18 protein-coding genes are annotated in these 15,797 nt (G+C 43.1%); 3 read left to right on the top strand and 15 right to left on the bottom strand.

The genetic code is table 11. The features are described 5' to 3' along the window. Positions 1 to 98 precede the first annotated feature (98 nt). The 3 genes from V3595_RS02995 to V3595_RS02985 form a co-directional block, all read right to left on the bottom strand. Positions 99 to 905, bottom strand: a complete 807-nt coding sequence (locus tag V3595_RS02995; RefSeq protein ID WP_485905382.1) for a DUF1444 domain-containing protein — start codon at positions 903 to 905, stop codon at positions 99 to 101. Between the two features lie 50 nt (positions 906 to 955). Then, positions 956 to 1,267: a thioredoxin family protein gene (locus V3595_RS02990; protein ID WP_096337935.1), complete on the bottom strand. Its 312-nt coding sequence runs from the start codon at positions 1,265 to 1,267 to the stop codon at positions 956 to 958. Positions 1,268 to 1,376: 109 nt separating this feature from the next. Next, entirely contained in the window at positions 1,377 to 1,916 is a 540-nt protein-coding gene (locus V3595_RS02985; RefSeq protein ID WP_157831019.1) for a hypothetical protein, read from the bottom strand. 90 nt (positions 1,917 to 2,006) lie between these two features. Here V3595_RS02985 and V3595_RS02980 point away from each other — a divergent pair, with 90 nt between their 5' ends. Next, positions 2,007 to 2,456 carry a YtoQ family protein gene (locus V3595_RS02980; protein ID WP_485905381.1) on the top strand — a complete coding sequence of 150 codons (450 nt, stop codon included), beginning with the start codon at positions 2,007 to 2,009 and terminating at the stop codon, positions 2,454 to 2,456. A gap of 134 nt (positions 2,457 to 2,590) precedes the next feature. On the opposite strand, the gene V3595_RS02975 is transcribed toward V3595_RS02980, so the two are convergent. From V3595_RS02975 to V3595_RS02965, 3 genes are all read right to left on the bottom strand, one after another. After that, positions 2,591 to 3,460, bottom strand: coding sequence for an AraC family transcriptional regulator (locus V3595_RS02975; protein WP_485905380.1), 870 nt, complete (start codon positions 3,458 to 3,460; stop codon positions 2,591 to 2,593). Between the two features lie 119 nt (positions 3,461 to 3,579). Next, entirely contained in the window at positions 3,580 to 4,101 is a 522-nt protein-coding gene (locus V3595_RS02970) for a DUF84 family protein (protein ID WP_485905379.1), read from the bottom strand. Between the two features lie 81 nt (positions 4,102 to 4,182). Beyond that, positions 4,183 to 5,256 carry a M42 family metallopeptidase gene (locus tag V3595_RS02965; RefSeq protein WP_053535952.1) on the bottom strand — a complete coding sequence of 358 codons (1,074 nt, stop codon included), beginning with the start codon at positions 5,254 to 5,256 and terminating at the stop codon, positions 4,183 to 4,185. 177 nt (positions 5,257 to 5,433) lie between these two features. On the opposite strand from V3595_RS02965, the gene V3595_RS02960 reads away from it, so the two are divergent. Then, the gene (locus tag V3595_RS02960) at positions 5,434 to 5,751 is read left to right on the top strand and encodes a PepSY domain-containing protein (protein WP_076364628.1); all 318 of its coding nucleotides are present in this window, start codon (positions 5,434 to 5,436) and stop codon (positions 5,749 to 5,751) included. A gap of 52 nt (positions 5,752 to 5,803) precedes the next feature. On the opposite strand, the gene V3595_RS02955 is transcribed toward V3595_RS02960, so the two are convergent. Together V3595_RS02955 and trmB are read right to left on the bottom strand one after the other, a co-directional pair. Beyond that, entirely contained in the window at positions 5,804 to 6,649 is an 846-nt protein-coding gene (locus tag V3595_RS02955; protein WP_485905378.1) for a YtnP family quorum-quenching lactonase, read from the bottom strand. A gap of 146 nt (positions 6,650 to 6,795) precedes the next feature. Then, positions 6,796 to 7,434 (bottom strand): tRNA (guanosine(46)-N7)-methyltransferase TrmB, encoded by a 639-nt coding sequence (gene trmB / locus V3595_RS02950; RefSeq protein WP_485905377.1) that lies wholly within the window; start codon positions 7,432 to 7,434, stop codon positions 6,796 to 6,798. A 253-nt stretch (positions 7,435 to 7,687) separates the two neighbouring features. Here trmB and V3595_RS02945 point away from each other — a divergent pair, with 253 nt between their 5' ends. Continuing rightward, on the top strand, positions 7,688 to 7,963 hold the full coding sequence (locus tag V3595_RS02945) for a YtzH-like family protein (protein ID WP_485905376.1): 276 nt from the start codon (positions 7,688 to 7,690) through the stop codon (positions 7,961 to 7,963). Here V3595_RS02945 and V3595_RS02940 read toward each other — a convergent pair whose 3' ends face one another. The 7 genes from V3595_RS02940 to pepV all read right to left on the bottom strand — a co-directional run bounded on the left by V3595_RS02940 (position 7,964) and on the right by pepV (position 15,599). Further along, the gene (locus tag V3595_RS02940) at positions 7,964 to 8,746 is read right to left on the bottom strand and encodes a phosphotransferase family protein (protein WP_063232868.1); all 783 of its coding nucleotides are present in this window, start codon (positions 8,744 to 8,746) and stop codon (positions 7,964 to 7,966) included. A 291-nt stretch (positions 8,747 to 9,037) separates the two neighbouring features. Next, positions 9,038 to 9,994, bottom strand: a complete 957-nt coding sequence (locus V3595_RS02935) for a diacylglycerol/lipid kinase family protein (protein WP_485905375.1) — start codon at positions 9,992 to 9,994, stop codon at positions 9,038 to 9,040. After that, positions 9,981 to 10,982 carry an NERD domain-containing protein gene (locus tag V3595_RS02930; RefSeq protein ID WP_485905374.1) on the bottom strand — a complete coding sequence of 334 codons (1,002 nt, stop codon included), beginning with the start codon at positions 10,980 to 10,982 and terminating at the stop codon, positions 9,981 to 9,983. Before V3595_RS02930 ends, V3595_RS02935 begins: the two co-directional genes overlap by 14 nt. Before the next feature lie 21 nt (positions 10,983 to 11,003). Beyond that, positions 11,004 to 11,561, bottom strand: a complete 558-nt coding sequence (gene thpR / locus V3595_RS02925) for an RNA 2',3'-cyclic phosphodiesterase (RefSeq protein WP_485905373.1) — start codon at positions 11,559 to 11,561, stop codon at positions 11,004 to 11,006. Positions 11,562 to 11,870: 309 nt separating this feature from the next. Further along, entirely contained in the window at positions 11,871 to 13,109 is a 1,239-nt protein-coding gene (locus V3595_RS02920) for an Nramp family divalent metal transporter (protein ID WP_485905372.1), read from the bottom strand. Positions 13,110 to 13,310: 201 nt separating this feature from the next. Then, positions 13,311 to 14,165, bottom strand: coding sequence for a D-amino-acid transaminase (gene dat / locus V3595_RS02915; protein ID WP_485905371.1), 855 nt, complete (start codon positions 14,163 to 14,165; stop codon positions 13,311 to 13,313). A gap of 21 nt (positions 14,166 to 14,186) precedes the next feature. Next, positions 14,187 to 15,599, bottom strand: a complete 1,413-nt coding sequence (pepV, locus tag V3595_RS02910) for a dipeptidase PepV (RefSeq protein ID WP_485905370.1) — start codon at positions 15,597 to 15,599, stop codon at positions 14,187 to 14,189. Positions 15,600 to 15,797: the final 198 nt, after the last annotated feature.

The raw sequence follows: 15,797 nt of genomic DNA, 5'->3' as shown, positions 1-15,797 counted from the left end.
CGATTAAAAAATAAATATCAACTCTGAGTTATAAACTCTATTAAACTTTAAAAGGACCGCTGCCAGATGCTGACACGGTCCTTTTGTGATTCAATATATTATTGTTCACGTTTTTTGTTTTTACCCATAATGAAGATGGGCTCCAACTCATTTTCTTCGTAAAGGAATGATAGAGCCGTTATCGGAACATGACCGCTGGCAAAGAAGCTCATCGCCATTTGCGCAAGAATATCATAGCCCGTATCATTCTTCACATCGGCAATGATGATGACATCCTGATGGGGAATGGCCACAGCCATGGTTCCCTCGATCTTGTCCTTCATTTCCCGAAGCCATGATTCATTTAAAATCCTGCTGGCATCATATCCATCATTCGTGTTCAAAAAATAAAATGCATTACCTGCAACGATATCCGACTTCATTTCAGTGGAGAGGGAACGGGCATTAAAAAGGGCAATTTCACGGATCCTATCACCCTGCCAATTTTCCCGTTGAATCATCTTCTCATCTATAAGACGGTAGGTTTTCCCTAAATCAAGGGCATAAAAAACCCGGGTTTCAGCCGTATGCTCATCGAATAAAAATGGATTTCCTTCTTCCGATTCCATTGGAAAGGAGGTCGAGCGGATGACTGGGAAAATGAATTTCTCCTTGCCTTCCATGCTGTGTTCCTCCCCCATCACATTCAGGGCCTCTTCCACGTAATAGGTAATTTCATCGATGGCCTTTTCCTGTACGTTTTCATAGTTAGCAAGCACAGGAGGCAACTCGATGGTAATCCCCTTCCCGGTCTTCACATTTTCCACCCGTAACGTATCTTGCTTGCTATCGAATTTGAATGTGCGATTCTCATCTTTTAAACGTTCCTTCAAGATATTTTTCAGCTTCGTGCTGTCCATTTTCATGACTGACCCTCCTCTTCATTGAAAAATCCCCAGCGAGAAGGGGAAATTGATTATAATGATTGAATGAATTCCTCAATTTGTTCTTGAGTTTTGCGATCCTTGCTCACAAATCTGCCTAGCTCCTTGCCATTATCATACGCAATGAAACTTGGTATTCCAAACACATCATTAGCCGCACACACATCGATGAATTCATCACGGTCCACATAAATGAATGTAAAGTCAGGAAATTTCTTTTCAATCTCCGGCATTATCGGTTCGATTACACGGCAATCCCCACACCATGTTGCTGAAAAAAGAAAGATATGTTTGCCTTCATTTTTCAATGCATCATATTGCTCAACGGTTTGTAATTTTTCCATTTGTATATTCCTCCTGCTCTAAATGACACCTTAGTTTTTATAATCCCATCATACCAGAGTCTCCACGAATCAACCATTAATACGGATCGGTTGAAAGGCAGGGGTCCTCTTATTTCTGGGGCACGGATGAAACGATTTCCATCATTTGTTTTGCATCGGTTTTTAATTGGTCTTTATCCGTTTCGGTTGTCAGCTTGACCCCGCCGATCCCCACTGCAAGCTCATACTTTTCTTTCGGTATCTCTTTAATCGAAATAAAGCCGAATTTATCATCGGTTTGAAAAGAATGCAGCACTTCAAATTGATCCTCTTGTTCCTTTATCGCCAAATATAACACGGAGCTGTCTTCTTTTTCATTCGGATTGACAAATAATATATAAATCTTATCACCTTTTTGTAAAATCAAATTATTATCATGTTCTTCCACTACTTTAAAATCGTTTGGCAGATAGACCTGAATTAGCCCTGCCTCTTGATTGGGCTGTTTTTCATCGTCACGAAAAGCCACTTCAGCAGCCTTCATTGCCTTTTCGGTTTGTCTTTCGATACCTGAGCAGCCTACGATCAAACTGCTTATCAACAGGAAAACAAGAAAATTCTTATTCGATAAAGCCATCGTCATTCCTCCAGCCGTCTCTTTTACTACCATATGGATAATATTCTCCTTATTTACGGAATTCATCCATTTTCTAAAAAACATGGTACAATGAAAGCAATTTTAATACCGAGGAGGAAAACAATGAAGTTAACCGTGTATCTTGCTGGGGAGATCCATTCAAATTGGAGAAGCGAGTTGAGAGATAAGGCCGCTGCACTGAAGCTTCCTTTAGAATTCGTCGGCCCGATGGAAAATCATGAACGCTCCGATAATATCGGTGAAGATATCCTTGGGGAACAGCCGAATCCTATCCTGAAGGATGCGGCCGCTTCCCAAATCAATAATTTGCGGACAGGTCTATTGATGAAAAAAGCCGATCTTGTCGTCGCTCTGTTTGGTGACAAATATAAACAGTGGAATACTGCCATGGACGCAAGCACCGCCGTTTCCCTGGGTAAACCGCTTATTTTGATTCGCCCGGAATCCCATCACCATGCCTTAAAGGAATTATCGGAAAAGGCGAGTGTCACGGTCGAATCCGTGAACCAAGCCATGAAGGTGCTTTCTTATATTTTTGAAGAAGGGCTGTAAATCTCCCTGTCCCTTAACCGTCCAGCTCAAGTATGAAGGATTCTTATTTACCCAAATAAAAAGCTTGCAGGAGAAAATTAGATGCCTAATCTCCCCTGCAAGCGAAAAACGAATAAATTTTTAATGGTTGAACACTATCCCTTTTTAATGGGAATCCAAATTTCGGAGTAATAGTCTGGGTTTGAAGCGTCGTCGTTCGCGTATACTTCCAATTCAGGAGTGCCGGCATGTTCATGACCGCTGGTAGGGAACCATTCGGAAAAAATCCGCTTCCAAGCTTGTTGGATGCTATCAGGCATAGGTCCGTGAACTTCGAATACAACCCACCTGGAAGCCGGTATCGTAAGGGTTGAAAACTCTTCAGGCGCATTCCCGGCATACTCTGCACCTATCCAATAATCCATCGTTTCATTTTTTTCCACAGCCCGCTTATCGACACATACACCAAGCAAGCCATCTATTTGGCCATTGTTCAACTTCGCCAACCTATCTCCTGTTTCATCCGAATTGACTTTCTCCCACAACTTTGGAATCCCGATCAAATTCTCTTCATTAACCAAGGAAAACTCTTGCTTGATTCCAATCAATTGAAAGGAATCCCTTTCAAGGATATTGTATTTCATCGGTTTTGCCCCTTTCAGAATAACCTGTATCATCAGGCGTTCATAGAATTTCAGCTTCCCCATGTACTTTCGTGCTTCGCTTGGAGATACACCATGCTGCCTTCGAAAAGCTTTTGAGAATGCCTCGGGGTTGTCATAGCCGTACTTGTAGGCTAAATCAATGACCTTGCCATTTGTGGATGAAATCTCCTGGGCCGCCAAGGTCAGTCTTCGACGCCGGATATATTCACCAATGGAAATATCCGTTAAAATGGTGAATGTCCGTTGAAAATGAAAAGCTGAAGCATTCGCCTGCCTGGAAATGTTCTCGATTGTCAGGTCCTCCAATAAGTGCTCTTCGATATAGTCGATGGCCTTTTGGATTGATTCAACCCACCCCATATCCGCTCACCCCTTGTCACTATATTAGCAAGGCCGGTCTATAAAATCCTGTCTTATTCTGCTCTGTTTTGGCAGTGTTCGTTTCCATCATTCGAAGCCCGCCTTTCCATGACAGTGATTCAAAAATCCTGCTTTTTCATTTTCAGCTTATATTCGTGTTGACCGGCTAGCATCCTCATGATATGAAGGAACATTTCCCCCCTGGTGATTCGCTCATTTGTAAATACGCCGATTGCTCCTTCCTTTTTGCTAATATTCTCTTGCCTTGTGAAGGCGTCCATCACCGGGCCCAACTCTTCACCGTCCAGCAGCTTCCCGGCAACAATTCCCGGAACCGGGATTCTCGCTCCGGCAGCTACAAAGACCTCACCGTTCCTCGTGGCCATTGCACCCCAATTACACAGAAACAGGGCTTGTCCCATTTTCACGACACCGCCTTCAAGTCCGATACCCATTTCGGCATCACTGTGAATCAAGCAATTCCGGGCACGTGTCATTGCCCCCTCCATCGTTTCCTCGTCTGAAAAAGGCTGTTCCGGGACACCGCTCTCCACTTTAAGCGAAATGATGTCTGCATCTTCATATACACCAAGCACGGCACTTAATTTCGCCGGATTCTTACTGCCCACTGCTATTTTCAATATAATTACCTTCCTTCTATGTAAAAAAAGCTGATGGAAAAGGATTCATGACAGCATCCCTTTCCATTTCAGCTTCCTCCATCAACCGTTTTTTATCAAGGTCTCGAATGTCGTTTTATCACAGGAACGAACCAATTTCCCAATCAGTTCACGTGCAGCGGCATAATCATCAATATGAATCATGGATGCATGTGTATGAATATAGCGGGAACAAATGCCAATCACCCCGCTTGGAATGCCTTCGTTTGCAATATGGACTTGCCCTGCATCCGTGCCGCCTTGGGAAACGAAATATTGATACGGAATCTCATTCGATTCAGCCGTATCAAGGATGAATTCCCTCATTCCGCGATGCGTAACCATCGAACGATCGAAAATACGGAGCAGTGCCCCTTTTCCAAGCTGACCAAATTCACTTTTACTGCCGGACATATCGTTCGCCGGACTTGCATCCAAAGCGAAGAAAAGATCCGGTTTGATCATATGAGCTGCAGTTTGAGCGCCCCGTAATCCCACTTCCTCCTGGACAGTTGCCCCGGAATATAAGACATTTGGTAACGTTTCACCTTTTAAATCTTTTAACAATTCAATCGCAAGTCCGCAGCCGTAACGATTATCCCACGCTTTTGCGAGGATTTTCTTCTCATTGGCCATCGGCGTGAATGGACAAATCGGTACAATCTGCTGACCTGGCTTAATACCGATCCTCTTAACATCTTCCTTATCATCCGCCCCGATATCAATCAGCATATTTTTGATATCCATTGGTTTTGAGCGTTGTGACTCATCAAGCAAATGAGGCGGAATCGAACCGATGACACCAATGACCGGACCGTTATCAGTTATGATTTCCACTCTCTGGGCCAAAAGCACTTGACTCCACCAGCCTCCTAGGGTCTGAAAGCGAATCATTCCATTTTCCGTTACGGAGGTGACCATGAATCCCACTTCATCCATGTGGCCGGCAACTAGTACAGTCGGACCATCCTCATTGCCTCTTTTTACGCCAAATATTCCGCCAAGGCGATCTTGGACAATTTCATCCGAATACTTTTCCAGCTCACTTTTCATGAAACTCCGAACTGCATGTTCATTTCCCGAGGCTCCCGGTAATTCCGTCAATGTTTTAAAAAGCTCCAAAGTCTCATGATTCATTTTTCTACCCCTAACCTATGTATTGTTTCTTACTATTTTACAGAACTTAGCATCGTGTTACACTAGAAAGTTCTAATTTATCAGTTAATGGGTAAAATTTCAAATTATTAGTCAAATAAAGCGTTCTTCTGTATACTGGAAGAAGTGATTTTAAAAAATGCAATGGAGGAGAAATCAATGAATTGGAAAACGTTTTTACTGGGTACTGCAGCCGGGTTTGCTGCGGGCTATGCGACAAAACAACTATTGGATCAATCAAGTAAACCTTCTCCCGATAAAGTCTTGGCCCAAGTGAAGGAAACAGTCAAAAAAGATGGAAATATATATGGCTCATGGATCTTGATGAAGCCGGAAAACTATACAAAAAATGATTTGGACTATGAAGTGTACAAAGGCGGGATCACCAGAAACACAGAGGGTAAACGGGAGCAATTCGAATTTGTTGCAGATGCCTCAACAGGAACGATATTGGAGCTTAATGCGCAAAATGATTGAATCAAAAAAAAGGAGGGCCGTCAAAATGACGTCCTCCTTTTGCTTTTCCGCTTTACCGCTTCCGTTTCAATTCGTCTATTATCTCCTTACCCGTTACATCCCATTTGATGGCACAATATTGGGCATCATGGTAAAAGCTGTACCAAGACCCATTTTCCAGTCCGGATTTCATCCACTTTTCCTTTGCTTCGATGGAAGTCATGGGATAATCATCATAAGCGAGGACCCAGAGGACATTCGCATGGGCGTGCGTCGGCATGATATCTGCCATGTGAATCAATCTATCCCCGGCATCCTCAATGATGATGATTGCATGTCCATCACTATGTCCCCCAGTATGGATCATTTTAATACCGTCCGTAATTTCCAGCTCACCTTCAAAAGGACGTACAAGAGAAGCGACAGCCTCCCAGTTTTCTGCCCAATATGTACTTTTTGAACGAATATTCGGGTTTTTCATTTCATCCCATTCAGTTTGGGTCGTAATGATTTCTGCACGCTCGAAAACAGGCACCCAAGTTTCACCTTCACGTTTCGTCAAACCGCAGGCATGGTCGAAATGTAGATGGGTCATTAAAATGTAATCGATTTCATTTGGCTGAAGCCCAAGTCTGCCAAGATCTTCGACAAGATTGGATTCCTCCGTCACCCCAAAATTCCGTTTCTGCTTGTCATTCAGCTTTCCATTGCCAATTCCGGAATCTATAAGCATGTTAAATCCATTAGCCTGTACCAAAATCGGATCCGTTCGTAGTTCGATTTGGTTATTTTCGTTAACAGGATACTTCTTGGACCAAAGCGGTTTCGGTACAACACCGAACATCGCACCGCCATCCAAGTGAGTCACACCGCCATTCAACCATGTTAATTTAATTTCCCCTATTTGCATCTTTTCCATTATACCCCTCCTCTTCCTATAGTTTAACACCCCCTTCCATATATTGAAATTGATAACGATCAAGTCATCCTCGTGATAGAAATACACCCGTTTAAAAAGTAAAAAAACCAGATGCTGTGCACCTGGTTTCTGATCGGTGATTATGATTATTGGAACATTGCTTCCAATCTGTATATCCGGTTGCCTTTACTCGAGAACTTTTCTTCATATTCAGTCATGATATTGCCTTCAAAATTGCTGTTATGCAGATCAAGGCTTACATATTTCAAGAGCATGCCGTATTCGGAAATACTTTTCAAGGAAGATTCGAATAACCCTTGGTTATCCGTCTTGAAATGGATCTCGCCTTTGTCTGGCAGGATGCCTTCATATACTTCGAGGAAGGTCTTATACGTTAACCGACGTTTTGCATGGCGTGATTTCGGCCACGGATCAGAGAAGTTCAAGTAGACGCGATCCACGTCACCTTTTGCAAAATAGTCCCCCAAGTTCGCTGCGTCAACATTCAACAGCTTTAAATTTGGAACATCCGCTTCAATCAGCAAGTCCAATGCAGCTACAATGACGCTTCCATATACTTCAATTCCAATGAAATTCACATCAGGATGGGCTTTTGCCATTTCTGTGATGAATCGGCCTTTGCCCGTACCCACTTCAATATATAACGGATTATCGTTACCGAAAACTTCATGCCATTTACCTTTATGGCTCACTGGCTGCTGAATTACATATTGTGGAAAATCATTCAAACGGTCTTCAGCCCAAGGTTTATTTCTTAAACGCATGATGACACCCCTATTTATAATATAATCGTTCAAACCATACCACGAGTGGATGGATTCCTGCAAGTTGATTTTTTCAGGAAAAAGCCTGCATGCACCGACTTAACAAATAAAAAAACTGCCGGCCATCCAGGCGACAGTCTCTGTAGTTTTCATGTATAAAACTTTCCGCAAAACACACCATAAATAAGTGAAGGGCAGGCAAGAACCACCTGAGAATCCCTTGAATCCATATTTAAGAAAGGAGAGGTATAATATGCCGCTTTCCCATGAACATCAAATGTCACTATTGAAAGATATATTGACCAATCATCAATCAGACTGCTGCGGATCCGTTTCTGAATGTGAACAGGTTGAAAGGCTCGTCAAATCCTTAATGATCAATATGGATATTGACAGCAATGTGAAAACGATTCTGACGGAGATTTACGAATACAGCCAGACTGGCATCGGTACCGCCGATTTAGATGCACATATTTCAACCCACCAGAACGACTTGTCCCAGTGGGTGGATGAAATAGATCAATTCTGATCAGCCAACCATCAATAATGCTTCCAGTTTTTGCAGTAATTCATTTCTTTCCTCGTACCGCTTTCTGCGATGATGCCATTGGATGGAAAGCACAAGTTGTGAAACCGTGTGCCATTTCATCCTCATCTCCAGGCCTGCGTCTAGCTTCTTGCCGTATCGGGCAAGCCATTGATTCCATTCTTCCCTTGGGACATATGAATACAGGAGTATGCCGAGGTCAATGGCTGGATCGCCAATGACCGCTCCGTCCCAATCAATCAGGAACAATCCGTCGGTTTCGGTCATGAGCCAATTATTATGGTTCACATCACAATGACAGACGACTTTTTCGTCGCATTCAATCAACAGGAGATTATTCTGTAAAAAATGGATGGCCTGCTTGATAATCGGAATATCCGTAACATCCGAAGATAACCCGGTTTCTATGTCTGTAAGTATACTTTCAGGTCGTAAAGGGGATTTCCCAAGCCTTTTGAGCATGCTTAACAAAGGATCGGATTGATGAATTTTTTGAAGCAGCTTTGCGACTCTTATATTGTTCATTTCCTGCTGAGATAGCTCCCTGCCTTCCATCCAATGCTGGGCCGTAATTACATCCCCGTTTTCCAGGCGTTTTGTCCACATTAACTTTGGAACAATGCCCTCAGCTGAAAGAACAGCTAAAAATGGCGATGAATTTCGTTTAAGGAAAAGCTTCTGCCCCTCTTTCTCGGCAATAAAGGCTTCTCCCGTAGCTCCTCCAGCAGGGGATATATCCCACTCCTGACCTAATAAATGTTCCAACTGGTTCACCTTCGATTTCCTCGCTTAATCATACAAATGTGGGTACGTTCACCTAGTGTATGTATTACCATACTTTGAGTCCATGTTTTATAAAAAATCCGCCTGCTGGCGAAGCTGCATATATACTTGCATCGGGATGATACCCGCAATTAAAAACATCCTCATTTTAGAGAAATAAAAAAATAGCTATTGAGCAATTAAACAATAGCCATAAATTAAATTTTAGTTGAAAAACGGTTTCTTCGTCAAGTACTATAAAACGATTATACGCATAAAACAAAAACAAATAAATCATTTCATATTTTTGTATGGGATATCACCCTTGAACATGATGCGCATTTTCTCTTTCAGAACCACTGCAGCAACTTCGTCCCTACCAACAATTTCTCCATCAGACTGGATTTTTACTGACCCTTGATTCTTCATTTTTATCATTTTACCAGAAAAAGAATCAACATTTTTAATGTTGAGGTGACCGCCCCATAAAACGGTGATTAAGACGGTCAATAATTTCAACAAAGTAATATCATGGACCGCAATCACGTTCAACCTGCCATCATCCACCTTCGACATCGGTGAAATTTTCATTCCACCTCCAAAGTAGGGCTGGTTCGCAATGACGATGAACCATACCTTTTTCAAAAGATGCCGATTTTCATCAATGATCAATTCCATGCAGCTGGGCTTGTAAGAAAATAACTTTTTCATAAAAATGAATAGATAAATTAATTTACCCGCTCTGACAAAATTAAACCATTTTTTCAGAGGGGAACGGTTTACTTCATCGGAAATTTCAGCATCAATGCCCATTCCCAGGCTGTTCACGAAATAACCCACCTTGCCATTCGTCTCGAACTGTCCAATATCAATGGTATTAAAGGCATTATCCTGAAATAAAGAAAGGGCTTCTTCCATACTATCAGTTTTTTGAATGCCCCTTACATAATCATTGCCGGACCCAGCCGCAAGGGAGCCGATGATTGCGTGAGGGAAACCAATGGCGCCATTTATCATTTCATTAATCGTGCCATCTCCCCCGACAGCAATCACCCGGGTATCCTGATTCGTCCCTGATAGAATTTCCTTCGTCAATCTTAGCGCATGCCCCTTTTCCCGTGTAAAAAACACCTCATGGGGAACAGCTTTTGATTTCAGTATTTCCTCGGCTTTTTTCCAAATCTTCAAACTCTCTTCATTTCCAGCCACTGGATTGACAATGAAATACACCGTCTCATTAAGGTGCGGCATGCTCTTTTCCTTCTGTTTGGTTATAATCGGCTTCCCATTCAGGTCGCAGGCTGGATGTAGTTTGGCAATATTCAAGCAATGCCTGCGCCCCTTTTAACTGCTGTGCCTTAAGAGGAGACGATATTGCCCGCATCCTTTCAAACCATTCCGGGGAGGTCCGTTTATCCAATATCGTAATATCATAAGGGGCTTCGGGATAATCGACATATCCATTCCGGGATAAAATCACCTTTTTAATCGGCATGTTCACTTCATATAGCTCAAATAACTGTGAGACGATGTTCGTCATCCGATTTGCGCCCAACAAAGGATTGAGCACTTTTTTATCAGGATGCTTATGATGCCTGCGGACCCAGAATCGATCACTCGAACCGATGAATGCAGCGTCTTCTTCCGCTTCCAGAAAAGTAATGCACCAAGCATCAACAGGGGTCAATAAAATGACTTCGACTTCAACAGGCGCATTTTTCAATAGAAAGATAGGTTTATATAATACGAGAAACGTATCCGGAAAACGCTGCAGAAAAAAGCGGAGCCTCTCATCCAAAAAGAATGATTGGTCCACAAATGACTTTTCACGAAGCGTCGAACTGCCCCATTTCATTTGAAAGCGGAGCAATTGATTTAAATAATTTTGCTTTAATTCATCCAGACTGGCCGGACGGAACGGAAATCTTAATGAAAAAACATTTGCATCTTCAATCTGGCCCGGTATTGGCAGTTCTTCTGTTTCTGCCTCCTGTTTACCTGTCCGGTGGAAGATGCCTTTAACCTTTTTTAACAGGCCCTTCGACTCTTCCTGAGGCGAATCGAAATTGACTTGTGTTTCAGTATGTTCGCTATACAACCGATCTAGCTCGCCCGCATTATAAGCAGCCTTCAATTTATCCCATTGCTGTTTTTTCAACCGTGCAAATTGTGTTGGATAACGATAAATATCCTGCTCATACCGGGAAATATAATCCTGCATCTTTATGAGCTGTGCCATTCGACCACCACCCATCTCTCTCTATTTTTGAAGGTTTATCGTGAAAACCTTCTCGTATGAAGGGTAAGCTCCAAGATGTGTTTGATATAACGCAACCTGATCTGCTTCAAAATGCTTATCCTTCAAATTCGCTATCTGGCGGACGCTCTCCAACGAAAAGGGACTATCTCCCTCGAATTTTCTTGCCAGCGTTATATGAGGCTTAAACGGCTTTTTATCAAGTTCAAAACCCGCTTGGATACAAGAATTATAGACTTTCCTTTGGATGGCAAAAAGCCTATCTTGCTGCTTGACGCCTGCCCATAGAATCCTTGGACTGTCACTCTTGCCAAAACCGCCGATATCGCCGAGTTCCAAGCCGAATGAAGCCTCATTGGAAAGCTCGCTTTCCACACGCCCCATGGCATCCTCTTTCAATGTATCGGGAGCATTGCCCAAAAATGCCATCGTAATATGATAATCGGCTGGATGCAGCCATTTCTTAAATGGAAATTCTGGCTTAAGTTGTTCCGTAACAGCATTTAAATAAGCCTTAATATCATCAGGCAATACTAAAGCAAAGAAAAAATGAGTATTCATGGTCACTTTCATTCCTTCCTATTTTCCCTTTAATTTTACCATAATTCCCATTGCATATACCTTTTCTTGGGCTTCCTAATAAATATTCCCTCCATCAGGAATATTCCAAATCTTACTTACTATGAACGCGGTCCAGAAAGGATTTTTTCGGGCTGGGTCGAATTATCTCCGCGCTAGGTCGGATTATACCCGAGCTGGGTCGGATTATCTCCGCACAAGGACGATTATCCCCGAACTGGGTCGGATTAACGAAACACACAGCAAAAATCCAAACAAAAAGGACCAAAGATTGGTCCTTCCCTGCTTCTTTTAACTGAAAAGTGTTTCGTAAAGCAGGAACAAGTTCAGTCCAATGATAAGTACAGCTATAAGCCAAGCGACGCTCGAGGTGATTTTATGGTTGACCAGGCTGCCCATGATTTTTTTATTGCTTGTAAACATGATCAAGGGCACTAGGGCAAACGCGATGCCAAACGAGAGTACAACTTGGCTCATCACAAGTGCTTTGGATGGATTCACTCCCCATAATATTATGAGCAAGGGCGGAACGGTGGTAATGACCCTTCTTAAATAAATCGGTATATGTCTTTTAATGAATCCCTGCATGACAACATCACCGGTCATTACACCAACGGATGAGCTGGATAAGCCGGCAAATAAAAGTCCTATTCCAAAAAACATCGCGACTGATGGTCCAAGCATGGCCCCGAACTGTTGGTAGGCAACATCTAAGTCCTCAACCAGTGCTCCATTCTTATGAAATAGGGCAGCTGAAACAATGACCATGGCGGCATTGATCGCACCTGCAATCAACATGGCGATGACAATGTCAATGAGCTCAAAACGATAAATCCTTTTTCTTTCCATATCGTTTACTCCGACTATTCTTCTTTGCGTCAAAGAGGAATGAAGGTATATCGCATGTGGCATAACGGTGGCTCCAAGCATGCCGGCAGATAGTAAAATACTGTCCACTCCCTCGAATTTTGGAGTGAAGAGTCCTAAAACAACGGCTGATGTATCAGGTTTTGCATAAAAAACTTGAGCACCAAATGCTATCACAACTACAAATATCATGACAGTGATCAGAGCTTCGAATGTTCGATAACCCCTGCGCTGGATTTCCAAAATGGCAAAGGAACCAATCGCGGCAATTATTGCCGATGTGATAAGCGGTAAGTCAAATAGTAAATAAATCCCTAGTGCCGCTCCTATGAATTCAGCCAGGTCGGTTGCCATTATAACGGCTTCGGCCTGAATCCATAAGAAGAAAGATGTTTTTTTCGAAAATTTTTCCCTGCATAACTCTGGAAGGTTCTTTCCAGTGGCTATCCCCAATTTAGCTGATAGTGATTGGATTAGCACAGCCATTAAATTGGATGCGAAGATAACCCATAATAGCGTATAGCCGTATTTTGATCCGGCTGTAATATTGGTCGCATAATTCCCTGGATCAATATAGGCCACAGCTGCTATAAAGGCAGGCCCTAGATAGGGAAGCAGTCTTTTTATTCCTCTCGAAGAGGATTGATGCAACACATCGGACATATCTATTCCTACTCCTTTTTACACGCATCTCAAATTGTTGCAAGAGGTAAACTTTTTAGGTTATTAGCAAGTATATTCCTGGTTCTTGAAAATGTCAAAAAGGGAGGATTGCATATGGAGTAATTAACTCGGCGATGGCCATCTCGCTTCCGACTACACATATAAAAACCCCTTTGCCAATAGTAGCAAAGGGGCTTTTATCTAGTTAACGGAACCGCATTGCTTCTCGATTTCCTCGGAAAACAGTTTCTGCAGTCTTCGGGTAATCGGACCGGGTTCCCCGGCTGCAATCGATTGGCCATCGATATTAATAATTGGTGTCACTTCGACGCTAGTGCTTGTATAAAGGACTTCGTCGGCTGCCATCATGTCCTCGACCGTGAAGGCTTCTTCGACATAGGGAATCCCATGATCCGCGCAAAGTTTGAGCATCACCTGACGGGTAATTCCATTCAGGATCAAGTTTGTGGCCGGATGCGTTTTAAGTTGTCCATCCACCACGATTGAGACATTTGACGAACTGCCCTCCGTCACCGTACCATCACGATGCTGGATCGCTTCATCACAGCCGGCTTCGGCAGCTTGCTGTTTAGCCATTATATTACCAAGTAGATTTAAACTCTTGATATTACAGCGCAGCCAGCGTATATCGTCGGTGGTAACAGCCTTGACCCCTGGCTTCATTTTACCTGTATAAGGCATTTCCTTGGTATAGGCAACAAAGACCGGTTCCACCTCCGCAGTTGGAAAAGAGTGTGTACGCGGAGATACTCCCCTTGTCAGCTGCATATAGACGATACCGTCCTTCAGTTGATCTTCAGCGATCAGCTCTTTCATACGGGTTGTGATTTCCGCTACAGTAAAAGGAACTTTCATCTGAATCAACTTCGCACTGTCCATCAGCCGGTTCAGATGCATATCTCCCGCAAATAATTCGCCATTATAAACCCGAATGACTTCATAGACGCCGTCACCGAATTGATATCCCCGGTCTTCAATATCTACCTTTACTTCGGACCTGCTTTTAAGGTCGCCTTTAAAAATGATTTTTCCCATGTCTTTCTCCCTCTTTGCCTCTTATTTAGCCAATTCATGAATGGCACGTGCATAAATGGACGTTGCCTTAAGCATATCTTCAATATCAATATATTCATCTTTCTGATGCGCAATGTCTTCGCTTCCAGGGAAAAGCGGGCCGAATGCTACGCCTTCTTTCAATGAACGGGCGTATGTGCCGCCACCAATCGAAAGGAGTTCAGCTTTGTCACCTGTCTCCGCTTCATAAACTTCCTGCAAGGTCTTAATCAAGAAGCTTTCACTGTCCACAAAATGTGGAGTCGAATGCGAATTGGTCTTCACTTTCAAATTATATGCTGCAAGTCTTTCTTCCAATGCTGCCTTTTGCTGTTCCCACTCAAACGTCACCGGATATCGCATACTGAAACCGATCGAGCTGTCCCCTTGTTTTGAATAATTGAAAACACCGGCATTGAGCGTCAGTTCACCTGTTTGCTCATCCGAATAAGCTACACCTAAATTATTTCCGCGGGAATCTTCAAACAAACGATCCTTAATGAAAGTGAAGTAGGCTTTCGCATGCGGATCAAGAGTAAGATCAGCTAAAAATGCCGCTAAATAGAGACCTGCATTTCTTCCATTTTTCGGTTCCATCGCGTGTGCCGAGACACCATTCATTTCAAGCAGCACTTGATTTTTTTGCGGAACGGCTTGGCCCTTCAATGAGTATTTTTGCAAATAATCCTGATAGTTTGCCGCCACTTCAGCAGGGTTGGCCGCTTCCACAATGGCTGTAGCAAAATCCGGTACCATATTCGTCCTTCGACCTGAAGAAAATTCGATGACATTTACGTCTGAGTTCGTGCCATTTCCTGCATCGGCAGGGTGTATAACCGAGAAATCCCAGATTCCTTTTTCCGCACTGATGATCGGAAAATCAGCATCAGGTGCGAAGCCGATCGAAGGCATTTCCTCCACTTCAAAGTACCGGTCAACGCAGCGCCAGTTCGATTCTTCATCGGTTCCAATGATCATCCTCACACGTTTGTTCAAAGGTTCTCCTAGCTCCCGGACCAGCTTCATCGCATGATAAGCAGCCATCGTCGGCCCTTTATCATCGATTGCCCCACGAGCATATATGCGGCCATTGCGGATTTCAGCGCCGAACGGATCCGAACTCCAGCCATCTCCCTCAGGTACCACGTCGACATGGCATAATATCCCGATTAACTCCTCGCCTTCACCCATTTCAATATGACCAGCGACATTATCGACATTTTTCACAGTAAAACCGTCTTTTTCGCCTAATTGAAGCATGAATTCAAGCGCTTCCTTCACCCCTTTACCGAATGGGGCCTCCTCTGTAGGATGTTCCTCATCCAGTACACTTTTTATTTTCAATAAGTTTTGTGTATCCAGTAATAAGTCCATTTTCCGTTTTTCAACTTCTTCTCGCCAATTCAATTCACTCAAAATACGACAACTCCTCTTTTATATATATTTTTCATTTTATCACTTTTTCTACCTGATTCGCCAAGCGTTGCTACCTATTCTTCGTATTCCCGTATTATCGCTACCGTCAAACTACCGATAAAATCCCTTACATAAATAAAAAACACCCCGTTGATTTCCTCTCAGGCACTCGCTTTCCGCGGGCGGTCCGGGAGCCTC

It is taken from the genome of Bacillus sp. CFBP9009 (genome assembly GCF_036541465.1).
Classification (GTDB): Bacteria; Bacillota; Bacilli; order Bacillales; family DSM-1321; genus Peribacillus.
The sequence above is the reverse complement of the archived record's forward strand: the minus strand, read 5'-3'. Positions and strand labels throughout refer to the sequence as shown.

What these genes read in the sequence shown, in the direction of transcription:
- V3595_RS02975 (WP_485905380.1), bottom strand. Translation starts at nt 3,460, where the DNA reads ATGGGGTGGGTTGAATCAATCCAAAAGGCCATCGACTATATCGAAGAG.
- V3595_RS02990 (WP_096337935.1), bottom strand. Translation starts at nt 1,267, where the DNA reads ATGGAAAAATTACAAACCGTTGAGCAATATGATGCATTGAAAAATGAA.
- dat (WP_485905371.1), bottom strand. Translation starts at nt 14,165, where the DNA reads ATGGGAAAAATCATTTTTAAAGGCGACCTTAAAAGCAGGTCCGAAGTA.
- V3595_RS02980 (WP_485905381.1), top strand. Translation starts at nt 2,007, where the DNA reads ATGAAGTTAACCGTGTATCTTGCTGGGGAGATCCATTCAAATTGGAGA.
- V3595_RS02985 (WP_157831019.1), bottom strand. Translation starts at nt 1,916, where the DNA reads ATGGTAGTAAAAGAGACGGCTGGAGGAATGACGATGGCTTTATCGAAT.
- V3595_RS02920 (WP_485905372.1), bottom strand. Translation starts at nt 13,109, where the DNA reads ATGTCCGATGTGTTGCATCAATCCTCTTCGAGAGGAATAAAAAGACTG.
- V3595_RS02930 (WP_485905374.1), bottom strand. Translation starts at nt 10,982, where the DNA reads ATGGCACAGCTCATAAAGATGCAGGATTATATTTCCCGGTATGAGCAG.
- V3595_RS02960 (WP_076364628.1), top strand. Translation starts at nt 5,434, where the DNA reads ATGAATTGGAAAACGTTTTTACTGGGTACTGCAGCCGGGTTTGCTGCG.
- V3595_RS02965 (WP_053535952.1), bottom strand. Translation starts at nt 5,256, where the DNA reads ATGAATCATGAGACTTTGGAGCTTTTTAAAACATTGACGGAATTACCG.
- V3595_RS02945 (WP_485905376.1), top strand. Translation starts at nt 7,688, where the DNA reads ATGCCGCTTTCCCATGAACATCAAATGTCACTATTGAAAGATATATTG.
- V3595_RS02935 (WP_485905375.1), bottom strand. Translation starts at nt 9,994, where the DNA reads ATGCCGCACCTTAATGAGACGGTGTATTTCATTGTCAATCCAGTGGCT.
- thpR (WP_485905373.1), bottom strand. Translation starts at nt 11,561, where the DNA reads ATGAATACTCATTTTTTCTTTGCTTTAGTATTGCCTGATGATATTAAG.
- trmB (WP_485905377.1), bottom strand. Translation starts at nt 7,434, where the DNA reads ATGCGTTTAAGAAATAAACCTTGGGCTGAAGACCGTTTGAATGATTTT.
- V3595_RS02995 (WP_485905382.1), bottom strand. Translation starts at nt 905, where the DNA reads ATGAAAATGGACAGCACGAAGCTGAAAAATATCTTGAAGGAACGTTTA.
- V3595_RS02955 (WP_485905378.1), bottom strand. Translation starts at nt 6,649, where the DNA reads ATGGAAAAGATGCAAATAGGGGAAATTAAATTAACATGGTTGAATGGC.